Annotated in this window: 12 protein-coding genes; 4 read left to right on the top strand and 8 right to left on the bottom strand. The window is 73.4% G+C overall.

Annotation, left to right across the window (positions count from 1 at the left end):
• The 3 genes from VGI02_RS07780 to VGI02_RS07770 all read right to left on the bottom strand — a co-directional run.
• The coding region (locus tag VGI02_RS07780; RefSeq protein WP_527249126.1) for a winged helix-turn-helix domain-containing protein at positions 1–1773 on the bottom strand (1773 nt) is incomplete at its 3' end.
• Between the two features lie 203 nt (positions 1774–1976).
• Positions 1977–2207 (bottom strand): LapA family protein, encoded by a 231-nt coding sequence (locus tag VGI02_RS07775; RefSeq protein ID WP_331626728.1) that lies wholly within the window; start codon positions 2205–2207, stop codon positions 1977–1979.
• Positions 2208–2300: 93 nt separating this feature from the next.
• The gene (locus VGI02_RS07770) at positions 2301–2975 is read right to left on the bottom strand and encodes a GAP family protein (RefSeq protein WP_331626727.1); all 675 of its coding nucleotides are present in this window, start codon (positions 2973–2975) and stop codon (positions 2301–2303) included.
• Positions 2976–3173: 198 nt separating this feature from the next.
• Here VGI02_RS07770 and VGI02_RS07765 point away from each other — a divergent pair, with 198 nt between their 5' ends.
• Positions 3174–3473: a DUF8691 family protein gene (locus VGI02_RS07765; protein ID WP_331626726.1), complete on the top strand. Its 300-nt coding sequence runs from the start codon at positions 3174–3176 to the stop codon at positions 3471–3473.
• A gap of 39 nt (positions 3474–3512) precedes the next feature.
• Here VGI02_RS07765 and VGI02_RS07760 read toward each other — a convergent pair whose 3' ends face one another.
• From VGI02_RS07760 to solA, 3 genes are read right to left on the bottom strand one after another with little or no spacing between them, the layout of a single operon-like run.
• A complete protein-coding gene (locus VGI02_RS07760) occupies positions 3513–4184 on the bottom strand; it encodes an aldehyde dehydrogenase family protein (RefSeq protein WP_331626725.1) in 672 nt (223 codons plus the stop codon).
• Positions 4181–5479, bottom strand: coding sequence for an aromatic ring-hydroxylating oxygenase subunit alpha (locus VGI02_RS07755; RefSeq protein WP_331626724.1), 1299 nt, complete (start codon positions 5477–5479; stop codon positions 4181–4183). The genes VGI02_RS07760 and VGI02_RS07755 overlap by 4 nt, the downstream gene beginning before the upstream one ends.
• Positions 5480–5513: 34 nt before the next feature.
• Positions 5514–6698, bottom strand: a complete 1185-nt coding sequence (gene solA, locus VGI02_RS07750; RefSeq protein ID WP_331626722.1) for an N-methyl-L-tryptophan oxidase — start codon at positions 6696–6698, stop codon at positions 5514–5516.
• A 154-nt stretch (positions 6699–6852) separates the two neighbouring features.
• Here solA and VGI02_RS07745 point away from each other — a divergent pair, with 154 nt between their 5' ends.
• The gene (locus tag VGI02_RS07745; protein ID WP_331626721.1) at positions 6853–7782 is read left to right on the top strand and encodes a LysR family transcriptional regulator; all 930 of its coding nucleotides are present in this window, start codon (positions 6853–6855) and stop codon (positions 7780–7782) included.
• A gap of 227 nt (positions 7783–8009) precedes the next feature.
• Positions 8010–8642 carry a trimeric intracellular cation channel family protein gene (locus VGI02_RS07740; protein ID WP_331626720.1) on the top strand — a complete coding sequence of 211 codons (633 nt, stop codon included), beginning with the start codon at positions 8010–8012 and terminating at the stop codon, positions 8640–8642.
• Positions 8643–8699: 57 nt separating this feature from the next.
• Here the strand turns inward: VGI02_RS07740 and VGI02_RS07735 are convergent, their stop codons facing one another.
• Entirely contained in the window at positions 8700–9755 is a 1056-nt protein-coding gene (locus tag VGI02_RS07735; protein ID WP_331626718.1) for a fatty acid desaturase family protein, read from the bottom strand.
• A 109-nt stretch (positions 9756–9864) separates the two neighbouring features.
• Positions 9865–10068, bottom strand: a complete 204-nt coding sequence (locus tag VGI02_RS07730) for a cold-shock protein (protein ID WP_331626716.1) — start codon at positions 10066–10068, stop codon at positions 9865–9867.
• A gap of 251 nt (positions 10069–10319) precedes the next feature.
• On the opposite strand from VGI02_RS07730, the gene VGI02_RS07725 reads away from it, so the two are divergent.
• Positions 10320–11481, top strand: a 1162-nt coding sequence (locus VGI02_RS07725; RefSeq protein ID WP_331626715.1) for an LON peptidase substrate-binding domain-containing protein, incomplete at its 3' end; no start/stop codon positions are given.

Genomic DNA, 11481 nt, shown 5'->3' with positions numbered 1-11481 from the left:
GAGCACGATCTGGGTGCTGACGGCCCAGGCCGAGTCCTGCCAGCCCTGGCTGGTCGCGCGGTCGTCGGCCGAGCGCGCGACGTCGGTGGTGCGCCGGTGGGGGTCGGTGGCGTCGAGGACGCCCAGCGTGGCGAGGCCCTGCATGCTCAGGTACGGCCACCCGTGCCCGTCCGCGAGGGCGAGGGCACGACCGCAGTCGTCGCGGGCGAGCACCGGATCGGTGGCCATGAGGGCGGTCGCCCGCGTCACCAGGGCGAGCGCCTGCAGCGGTCGCCCGACCGCGTCGTCGGGCCGGATGGTCCGGGCGGCGGCGACCGCGTCCGCGTTCCGGCCCTCGGCGAGCGCCCGCCGGGTGCGGACGACCCGGCGGAAGACGGCGAGGTTGCCGTCGTCGTCCTCGAGATGGGCCTCCGCGTCGTCGACGAGCCGGGCCGCGTCGTCGACGGGGCCGCGTTCGAGCTCGACCAGGGCCCGGATCAGCTGGAGCCGGTGGTCGGGGTCGTCGTCGCGGTCGGCGACCCGGGCGGCGGTCTCGGCGATCGCGGTGAACTGCCCGCGGCCGATCAGCTCGATCGCGTGTGCGCGCAGGGCGGCACGGGTGGCCTCGTCGTCGCCGGCCAGCGCGGTGTAGCGCACCACTTCGAGGTGTTCGTGGCGTGTGCGGTGCCAGTGCGCCGCCCGCAGCTGCAGTGACGCCAGCGTGGCGGGCTGCCTGCGGCGCAGGCGGGCCAGGATGTGGGAGCGCAGCAGGTCGTGGACGCGGTAGTGGGTGCGGTGGGGATCGGTGGGGGTGAGCAGCGCGGTGCGTTCCTCGAGGCTCTCGAGCGCCTCACCGGCGTCGTCGCGGCCCGAGAGCGTCACGGCGAGCTCGGCGGTGACGGTGTCGCAGACGCACGTCGCGTCGAGCACGACCCGGTCGCGTTCCCCGAGCCCGCCGAGGATCTCCCCGATGAGGTAGTCGGCGACGCCGCGGTCGTCCCCGGCGAACTCCTCGACGAACCGGGCGGGGTCGTCCCAGCCGCGCAGCGACACCATCGCGAGGCGCAGCGCCGCCACCCAGCCCTCGGTGCGGTCGTGGAGCACCCCCACCTGCTCCGGGGTGAGCCGCGGGGCCTGGGCGGCGAAGAGCTCCGCGGCCTGGCCCGGAGTGAACGTGAGCTCCTGCGCCCGGATCTCGCCCAGGCGTCCCTCCAGCCGCAGGCGGTGCAGCCCGACCGGTGGGTCGAGCCGGCTGATCAGCACGAGCGACAGGCCGGCCAGCTTGTGGGCCACCAGGTCGTCGAGGCCGTGGAGGCCGGGGTGGGCGACCAGCACGTGGACGTCGTCGAGCACGATCCGGACGGGGGTCGGGAGCGCATCGAGGGCGTTGAGCACGGCGGCCACGAAGGCCGTGCGGGCCGCTGACCCCGTGGGGGACCACGCGGCGCTCAGGGAGCGCAGCCGACTGCCGGGGGGCACTCCCGGGCAGGTGCGCAGCGCCGCGAGGAGCGAGGTCCAGAACTGCGCTTCGTCGCGATCACCGACGTCGAGGCGCAGCCACACGGTCGGGTGCTCCGGGGAGGCACGGACCCAGTCGGCCACCGCGGCGGTCTTGCCGTAGCCGGCCGCGGCGCTGACGAGCACGACGTGCCCGGCGTTCCCGGGATCGGCCTGCCGGTCGAGCTCGGCACGCAGCCCCGGCCGGGGGACGAACGGGCCGGGGACCGCAGGCACCTCGATCTTGCCGTGACGGATCGCGCTCTCGGCCTCGAGGGGCGGTGATGGTCGCTCCATCTGAGCGCGCCCCCTGACGTGCTCGATCGACTGGGCTTCGTCCGCACTCGGCCCGGCCGGGCCGATCCGGCTTCCGGGGGCACGGGAAGTCGAGGTCAACCGAATGTAGGAGGTCTCCGACCCGCTGTACATCGATTGGCCGACAGGCCTACCGGACTGGGCCGTTCGGGACGGCGGACCGGTGCCGTCCGGGGCAGCCCGGGTCACTTGCGTCGGCGCAGCAGGTACCCGATGGCGAGGCCGAGCACGACGGCGATGGTGAGCGCGGCCCACTGTGGCATGACGACCAGCGGGATCAGCAGGCGGATCGCGGCCGGATCCCGGTTCTCGATCACGAAGATCACGGCGATCACCGCGATCAGGACGCCGAGTGCCCACCGGGACGTCCACCACGTGCCCTGGTCGGACGGTCGGGAGGTGCGTGGCTGGCTCACGGTGGCTCCTCACGGGCGCGGACGCGACGATCCACCTCACCTCCGGACGCCCCGGACGACATCACCCGCCGAGGGTGAGATCCGGGCGGGCGCTCAGGTGGTCAGCACCGTGACCCCGTCGCCGATCAGCTTCACGCCGATGAGGACGAGCAGGACGCACATGATCGCGGTGTTGTGCGCGGCCATCCAGCCGCGCAGTCCCGTGAGCGCCACCGCCGAACGGTCTCCCAGCGCGACGTCGATGATCAGCGGGACCGCCGGGCCGATCGTGGCGAGGACGACGAACACCGCGAGGGCCACCGCCGCGCCGCCCGCGCCCGCGCCGGTCTGGGCGATGGCGGCCGCGGCCCCGACGGTGATCAGGAGGTTCTTGGGGTTCACCGCCGAGAGACCGAGCCCGAGGCCCGCGGCCTTGACGGGGGTGAAGGTGTCGATCGTCGTCATCCAGGCGGGCAAGGTCGCGTCCCCCTCGCGTGGACGGCGGCGCCACTGGACGACGGAGAGAGCCACGAGCCCGACGCCGAGGACGAGCTTCACGATCCCGACCCACGGCGCGGGCCCGCCGCCGTCGTTCGCGCCCGCCCCGCCCGAGACGAGCAGGACGATGGTGCCGACGACGGCGAGGCCCACCACCCAGCCGAGGACGAACGTGATGCCGTTCGTCCGGCCGCCCGGTGTCGCCAGCATCAGGACCACGGCGATGATCGGGATGGGGCTCAGCGACACCCCGACGGCGAGGGGCAGCACCGCCCCGATGGCCTCACCCATGTCCGGAGGGTGGTCCCGGCGGCGGGGGACCACCTCGCCCCTTCGGGATGAGACGGAACCCCGGCCCCGGTCCGCACCGATCGGTCCCGATCGCGGGCCGTGGCCACGCGGTTCGCCCCCGTTCCTGTCGATCGGTCGCCCGTCGAGGGTTCACCCGCTCGGGGTGAGTTCTCCGGCGCCCGGGCCTCGCATCCTCCGGTGACCCGCAGCGCCGGCGCGGCGGACATCCGCGCTGTCGACCGTCGTTCCCAGACGGCCGCCCGCGCCACCAGCCCGAACAGGAGGGACGCCATGGCCGCCGCCCGCTACGAGTTCCGCGTCCAGGGGCGGATGTCGGAGGACACCGCCGGGGAGTTCGAGGAGCTCGAGGTCCTCCGGGCGAGTCCGGAGACCGTCCTGCACGGCGAGGTCACCGACGACGCCCACCTGCACGGCATCCTCGCCCGCTTCCAGGCCCTCGGGCTGCACGTCGTCTCCATGCGCGAGGTCCCGCCGTGACCGGCACGCGTCGGCCCGCGCGGGCCGCCCCACCCCGGGTCACCCCCTCCGGACGAGGCCGGCCGGGCAGCCTGTCGGAGACCTCGCCGAGTGGACCCCGAGGGCTGCAGCGGCCGTGAAGGTCCACTCGGACCCGGATCCGGTCAGGTCGTCCGGCCGAGTGGACCCGCAGGGCTGCAGCGGTAGCCACGGGGGTCCACTCGGTGGCCGCGGGCTTCGGCGGCCGACAGGCGAGGCGCTATGGCGGCGATTTCTGCTCACCAGCGCGCAGCGCACCCTCGGGATGTGCGCGCTGACCCCGACCGGTTCGGGCACGGTGTAGGCGAGTGATCCGGGCCCGACGGGGATCGTCTCGCCGCGCAGGGTGTCGGCGGCGCCCGCGTAGAACTCCAGGTAGCCCACGCACCCGCCGATCTCGGCCCGGGCGAGCGATGCCGGCTTGCCGGTGTCCCGAGTCTCGAGCCGGGCCAGCTCCTCGCGGGCCCCGTCGACCTCGGCGGCGAGCCGGCGCAGCGCCCGGCCCCGCTCGGCGGGCGGGGTCGCGCGCAGGCGCGGGGCGCACGACCGCGCGGCGGTGACCGCCCGGTCCACGTCGGGCGCGCCACCGCGCGCGACGTGGGCGAAGGTCGTCGCGGTGGACGGGTCCTCGACGGCGAGGGTCCGCCCGTCGAACGCCGCGCCGGCGTGGTCGGGGAGCACGGTGGCGGTCACGGCTCCGGGAACATCCGGGTCATCGTCTCCTCGTCACCCCCGGGGACCCGGTCGAGCCCGACCATCTTGTCGATGATCATGTTCTGGAACCGGTGCACCGGCTCCTCGAACCGGAAGCACATCCGTCCGCCCCGGTAGGCGGGGTTCGCGATGCCGTCCTGCACCCGCTCGACGATCTCGAGGTCCTGCCGGTTGACCAGATCCCAGAACTTCTCCAGCTGCTCGAGCCCTTCCTCGGCGCCGGGGTCGTCCAGCGACTCGGGGTGGGCGAGCAGCACCGCGGACTCGACGGTGCGCCCGGCCGCGACCGGGCGGGTGAAGAGCACGAAGGCGTGGTTGGGCAGGACCACGAGCGCGGTGCCCGGGAACATCCAGACGAAGCGGCCGGCGTCGGCGTCGCGCGGTCCCAGCGAGCTCAGCGGGCGAAGACCGTCCCAGCCGCCCGCGTCGGTGTTGCGCGAGACCGGGGTGGTGCACATCCCGGTGTAGAGGCCGGGCCCCTGCCAGCGGTAGTGGTCGGAGAACTTCGAGACCTTGTTGAGCTCCGGGTGCACCCACGGCAGGTGGTAGTACTCCATGAAGTTCTCGCCGATGAGCTTGTAGTTGGCCGCGACGTCGTAGGTGCGCCGCCGCTGGGGCAGCCATTCGGAGAGCCGGTAGTCGGCGAAGCGCTGCGGCAGGTCACCGAGCTGGGTTGCCAGCGGCGCCGGGTCCGTGGCGAGGCTGACGAACAGCAGGAAGCCCCAGGCCTCGACGGCGACGGGGAGCAGTCCGTAGTCGGCCCGGTCGAAGCCCGTGGCCACCGAGGTGTCGAAGATCGGCTCCTGGCCGGCGGGCACGTCGGAGCCCTCGAAGAGCGGGGTGCCCAGGCACGTTCCGTCCGTGTCGTAGGTCCAGCTGTGGTACGGGCAACGGATGTGCTGACGACGTCCGACCTCGCGGGCGTGGGCGTCGAGCAGGCGCGTAGCGCGGTGCCGGCAGAGGTTGTGGAAGCCGCGCAGCTGCCCGTGGCGGTTGCGGGTGACGATGATCGAGCGGCCCGCGACCTCGACGACCACGCAGCGCCCGGGACCGTCGACGTCGCTGACGCACCCCACCGCGACCCAGCTGGACGTGAAGACGCGGTCCTGCTCGAGCGCGAAGAACTCGGGGGAGCAGTAGGCGTCGGGGAGCAGCGTCGAGGCCAGCTCCACCGGCAGGCGCGACCGGCGGTAGACCTCCTCCTCGGTGAACCGCGCGGGATCGACGGGCCGCGCCGGGAGCAGGGAGTTCGGATCGGGCGTCGTGGTGGTCATCGCGGTCGGGGACTCCCTCCGGGAGCGGGTCGGGCTAGACATGGAAGCTGCGGGGGAACGACGGGTCGGTCAGGGCGGGCCGGTCGATGCGGAATGCGTCGACCGGGTGGGCGGGCTGCCGGTCGAGGGCGAGGTCGGCCAGCACCGACCCGATCAGCGCGGCGAACTTGAAGGCGTGCCCGGCACCGACGGCGACCACGATCTGGGGGTGCTCCGGGAGGCGGTCCAGGATGAAGTTCTGGTCCGGGGGCACCGTGTACAGGCAGGTCTTCGAATAGAGCTCCGGGCCACCGAGACGCGGGACGTGGGCCTCGACGAATGCGCCGTAGCGGGCGCGGCGGACGTCGTCGGGAGCGAAGGAGCGGGTGTCCGCGGTGGTCTCGTCGCCGCCCATGTGCTGGCCGAGTTTCGTGGCGACCTCGCCGTACACCGGGAAGCCGTAGAAATTGCGGCTGCCGTGCCACATGAACACGGGGAACCGCGACGGGGCGAATTCCGCGAGATGCGGGGTGGCGTAGTAGGTGACCTGCTCGCGGAGCACCGTCAGGGGCAGCCGCGGTCCGGTCTCGGCGAGCACCTGGTTGGTCCAGGCGTCGCTCGCCACCACGACGCGGTCGGCGCGATAGGTGCGCTCGTCGGTCACCACGACGACGCCGTCGCCGTCGGGGCGGATCGCGCGCACCGGGGTGTTCGCCCGCACCTGCGCGCCGTGCGCGCGGGCCAGGGCGATGTGGACGGCGTTGGCGCGGGCGGCGTCCACGATGCCCGATTCCGCCTGGTAGAGCGCCTGCTCCCCGCCGGTGACCCGGAACTGGGGCCACCGCGCGACGAGTTCGTCGGCGTCGAGGAGCTCGTAGGCCACCCCGTACCGGTCGAACATCCCGGTGTAGCCCTCGATGTTGCGGGTGCCCGTCGCGGCGCCCCGGCGCGCCACTCGGTCCTCGATCACCAGCCCGCCGGTCCGCGTCACGATCTGCTGGCAGGACTCGGACTCCACCTCGTCCCAGGCCTTGTAGGCCGGGGCCGCGAGGGCGGCGTACTGGGATTCGTGCTGGGCGAGCCGGATGATCCGCGAATGGTCCTGCGAGGCCCCCCGATGATGACCGAGATCGAATTGTTCGAGTCCGAGGACGCCCGGACCGAGTTCGGCGGCGAGCCGATAGAGCGCGGCTGATCCGAGGCCGCCGCATCCGACGACGATGACGCGATACGTGTCCATGCGGACTCCAGCTGCCTCGGGCGACGAGAAACGAACACCGATCACGGGGAATCGCACCTGGGCGCCGTCACCGGGGTGCGTGTCGTCAGTGTCCCCACCGCGGACCGTTCGCGTCCATCGGAGTTCCGTACACGTGATCTTGTACGTTGTGTACATGATTGACCGGCGGTTGAAGGTCCTGCAGGCGATCGCCCGCCACGGCACCGTCACCGCCGCGGCGCAGGTGTGTCGCCTGACCCCCTCCGCGGTCTCGCACCAGATGCAGGCCCTGGCGCACGAGCTCGACCTCGTCCTGCTCGAGCACGTCGGGCGCACCGTCCGGCTCACCCCGGCGGCCCACACGCTGCTGGGTCACGGCGCCGCGCTCACCGCGCAGTGGGAGCGTGCGCGGGCCGATCTGGCCGCCCACCGGGACAGTGAGCTGACCGGATCGCTGCGACTGTGCGGGTTCTCGACCGCGGCCGCCGTCGTCGCCCCGCGCGCGCTCGCGCGGCTGCGCACCGAGCACCCGGCGCTGCGCGTGCAGCTGCGCGAGACCGAGCCGGCCCGGGCGTTCGACCTGCTCGCCTCCGGCGACACCGACATCGCCGTGGTGGTGGCGACCCCGAGCATCCCTTCCCGGACCGACCCCGCGTTCGAGCAGCAGCCGCTCTACCTCGAGCCGCTCGACCTCCTGATCGGTCCGGAGCACCCGCTGGCCGGGGCCGCGACGGTGGCGCTCGCCGACGTCGCCGCCGAGCCCTGGATCATGGGCACGCCCGGACGCGCCTACCACCAACTGGTGACCCTGGCCTGCACCAGCGCGGGCTTCGACCCCGCCGTGGCCCACTACGCCGACGAGTGGGACACCGGAGCCGCCCTGGTGGCTCGCGGGTTCGGGGTCGCGCTCGTGCCACGCCTGGCCGACCTGCCTGCCCACCACGACACCCGCCGGATCCCGGTGGCCGGGGTGCCGGTCCCCGCCCGGCACGTGCTCACCGCGGTGCGGGCCGGCTCCGGGGATCAGCCCGCCATCGCCGCGGGACTGGACGCCCTGGCGCGGGTGAGCACGACCGAGCTGCCCGAGCTCGCCGAACCTCGCTGACGCCCGCGCCCCGGGCACACCGGAGCGCCTCCCGGAATGCCTCGCCGCCGGAGAGCCACCTGCGGCGGCGAGACCGAGCCACTCCGAGGTGCCGACCGGGGTCCGGGGCCGACGGCGTCATCCTGGCCTACGGCCCTACCCGCCACGCGGACACCCCGTGTCCCGCATCCGGCGCAGTCCAGGCGTCACGGTGAGGGCGGGCGGGTAGGGCTGAGGGTGATGGCGCGATGAGCGGCGGGGCGTTGCTGCTCCTCGTCCTGGACCTCGTCGGGACGTTCGCGTTCGCGCTCAACGGGGCGCTGACCGCCGTGCGCGCCGCCGATCTCGACATCGTCGGCGTGGTGACGCTGGGCATGATCACCGCGCTCGGCGGCGGCATCATTCGCGACGTCCTGCTGGGCTCGCTGCCCCCGACCACGTTCAGCGACTGGCGCTACCTCGCGGTCGCCGCGGGCGGTGGGCTGATCGCGTTCTTCCTCGCCCGGCGGTTGGAGGCACTCACGACGCCGATCGAGGTGCTGGACGCCCTCGGGCTGAGCCTGTTCGCGGTCACCGGCGCCACCGTCGGGCTCGCGACCGGGCTCGGTGCGGTGCAGGCGGTCATCCTCGGCACCATCACCGCGGTCGGCGGCGGCACGCTGCGGGACGTGCTGGTCCGCCGGGTCCCGACGGTGCTGAGCAGCGGGCTCTACGCCGTCCCGGCCCTGCTCGGCGCCGCCGCGGCCACCGTCACGGCGCGGCTCGGCGTCTACGGCGTCGTCGCGACGTTCGGCTCGGCCACGGTGTGCTTCGTCGTGCGGATGCTCGGCGTGCGCTACGAGCTGAACGCGCCGAGACCGCCCGGGCGCCGGAACAGCTGACCGGTCACGTCCCTGGCCAGGCCAGGGCTGCGACGATTGCCCGGGTCCCGGCGAGGGTCACCCCGTCGGGCGCGTCGCCGCCGCCCGGGGGCCGCGGAGCGGGGCCGAGACGTCGTGGAGGTGGCGCAGGATCTGCGCGTAGGAGGTGCCGATCCCGGTCTGGACGTAGGGCAGGCCGTGCTCGCGGCAGAACGCCTCGACGACGACGCGGGCGTGGCGCAGGTTGGGTCGTGGCATGCGGGGGAAGAGGTGGTGCTCGATCTGGCTGTTGAGCCCGCCGAACAGGAAGTCGACGAGGCGCCCGCTCGGCAGGTTGCGCGAGGTCAGCACCTGCTTCTGCAGATGGTCGAGCCGCGCACCGGGCGGGACGATGGGCATGCCCTTGTGGTTCGGGGCGAAGACCAGGCCCATGCAGAGGCCCCAGATGCCCTGGTGGACGACGATGAACGCGAGTCCCTGCAGCGGGGTGAGCACCGCGAACACCGCGACGCCGTAGCCGAGGGCGCCCAGCGCGAGGAGGCCGAGCTCCAGGGCGGGCCTGCGCACCTGGCGGGTCCACGCGGCCCGGGCGGCGTCGAAGTGCAGGCTCCAGCCCTCGAGGAGCAGCAGCGGCACGAACATGACCGCCTGGTGGGCCACGATCCACCGGGACAGCCCGCGCCGCGTCGCCGCCTGCTCGACGCTGAAGGCGAGCACGGGGATGTCGATGTCGGGATCGGCGTCCGCGTGGTTGGGGTGCGCGTGGTGGGCGTTGTGCTTGGTGACCCACGAGTCGTAGCTCATGCCGACCAGCAGGCCGTGCAGATAGCCGACGGCGTCGTTGGCCCGCCGGCTCGCGAAGATCTGGCGGTGGCCCGCGTCGTGCCCGATGAAGGCGAGCTGGGTCGAGACCGCGCCGAGGAAGACGGCGGTGAGCAGCTGCCACCACGAGGCCCCGAGCACCACGAACGCGGTGACGGCCACCGCGCCGAACAGCGCGTTCAGGGCGAACACCACCGCGTAGGCCCCTCGACGGCGCCCCAGGAGCCCCGCCTGCTTGATCAGGAGGGTGAGGTCGGAGAACGCCGCCCCCGGGGAAGGGGCGCGGGTCTCGCTCCGGCCTGCGGTGCTCATGGAGCTCCTCGAGGTCGAGATGGTCGCGGGCCGGTCGGCGGGACCGGTGACGCGCGGTGGGCCCGGAGGCCGGGCGCGCACGGAGCGCGCCCGGGTCCTCGGCCCGCCGTCAGAGGATGCGGACCGAGTCGGCCTGCATCCCCTTCTGGCCCTGCGAGGCGGTGAAGCTCACGCGCTGGTTCTCCTCGAGGGACCGGTAGCCGCTCGACTCGATCGAGGAGTAGTGGACGAAGACGTCCTTGCCCCCGTCGTCAGGGGCGATGAAGCCGAAGCCCTTCTCGGCGTTGAACCACTTCACTGTTCCGTCGGACACGGAGTTCCTCTCGTCGCGCTGCCGCGGCCGTACGGCCGTCGGCGTTGCCCGGAACTGCGACGCGGAGAGGCTTCCCCGCGAGCGCGAGCACGGCCGGTGTCACGTGATCCGGACCGCGGGCCGCGGGGGAAAACAAGACTGCAACGACGCCGACGCTAGCACCTGGGCCCGAGCCCGGCCCCGCTGAGTGGAATACCGTAGCTACTTCAACGCTTGTAGCTGCTACCAAGTACGAGTGATGGGGTGACGAGATGTCCGAGCTGTTGCTGGTCCCCGTCGACGACAACGTGATCTTCCCCGGGATGACCGTCGTGGTCCCGGCCGCGGAGGTCGGTGCGGAGCAGGGCGAGCAGGTGCTGCTGGTCCCTCGCCACGAGGGCCGCTTCGCCGCCGTCGGCACCGTCGCCGACGTCGCGGGCCGCACCCGCATGCCCGGCGGGGTGACCGCCGTGCAGTTGACCGGTACGCATCGCGGGAAGGCCGGAACCGGCAGCGCCGACGACGCGGGGCACCTGCGCGTCGACGTGACGCCGCACCCGGACGACACCGAGCGCGACGGCCGGGTCCGCGAGCTGGAGAGCACGTACCGCGTGGTGGTCGAGGAGGTCCTCGAGCTGCGCGGCGATGACGGCCGTGGTGCCGCGCTCCTGCGCGGTATCGACGAGCCCGGCGCGCTGGCCGACACGGCCGGTTGGGCGCCGGAGATTTCCTACGACGAGAAGGTGTCCCTGCTCGAGACGCTCGACGTGCGCGAGCGCCTGGAGCTGGCGGTGCGCCTGCAGCGCGAGCGGCTCGCCGAGCTGCAGGTGCGCAAGACGCTGCGCGAGGACGTCGAGTCCGGCGCGGCCAAGGCCCAGCGCGAGTACGTGCTGCGCCGCCAGCTGGAGTCGATCCGCAAGGAGCTCGGCGAGGTCTCCGACGACGCCGCCGCGGGCGACGACTACCGCGCGAAGATCGACGCGGCCGGGATGCCCGACCACGTGCGCGAGCAGGCCGAGCGCGAGCTCGCCCGGCTGGAGCGCACCGGCGAGCAGTCCGGCGAGTCGTCGATGATCCGGACCTACCTGGACTGGCTGCTGGCGCTGCCGTGGGCGGAGCTCTCGCAGGAGCAGCTCGACCCGGTCGCGGCCCGGACCGTGCTCGACGCCGACCACACCGGACTCGAGGACGTGAAGGACCGCATCGTCGAGTACCTGGCCGTGCGCAAGCTGCGGCGCGACCGTGGCGTCGAGGTCGACAAGAAGTCGGGAACGATCCTGACCCTGGTCGGGCCTCCCGGCACCGGGAAGACCTCGATCGGCGAGTCCGTGGCCCGCGCGATGGGCCGCGAGTTCGTGCGGATGTCGCTCGGCGGCGTCCGCGACGAGGCCGAGATCCGCGGTCACCGGCGGACCTACGTCGGCGCCCTGCCCG

This window comes from Actinomycetospora sp. (assembly GCF_036497245.1).
In the GTDB taxonomy this organism is placed as follows: domain Bacteria; phylum Actinomycetota; class Actinomycetes; order Mycobacteriales; family Pseudonocardiaceae; genus Actinomycetospora.
The sequence above is the reverse complement of the archived record's forward strand: the minus strand, read 5'-3'. Positions and strand labels throughout refer to the sequence as shown.

What these genes read in the sequence shown, in the direction of transcription:
- VGI02_RS07770 (WP_331626727.1), bottom strand. Translation starts at nt 2,975, where the DNA reads ATGGGTGAGGCCATCGGGGCGGTGCTGCCCCTCGCCGTCGGGGTGTCG.
- VGI02_RS07755 (WP_331626724.1), bottom strand. Translation starts at nt 5,479, where the DNA reads ATGACCACCACGACGCCCGATCCGAACTCCCTGCTCCCGGCGCGGCCC.
- solA (WP_331626722.1), bottom strand. Translation starts at nt 6,698, where the DNA reads ATGGACACGTATCGCGTCATCGTCGTCGGATGCGGCGGCCTCGGATCA.
- VGI02_RS07745 (WP_331626721.1), top strand. Translation starts at nt 6,853, where the DNA reads ATGATTGACCGGCGGTTGAAGGTCCTGCAGGCGATCGCCCGCCACGGC.
- VGI02_RS07740 (WP_331626720.1), top strand. Translation starts at nt 8,010, where the DNA reads ATGAGCGGCGGGGCGTTGCTGCTCCTCGTCCTGGACCTCGTCGGGACG.
- VGI02_RS07735 (WP_331626718.1), bottom strand. Translation starts at nt 9,755, where the DNA reads ATGAGCACCGCAGGCCGGAGCGAGACCCGCGCCCCTTCCCCGGGGGCG.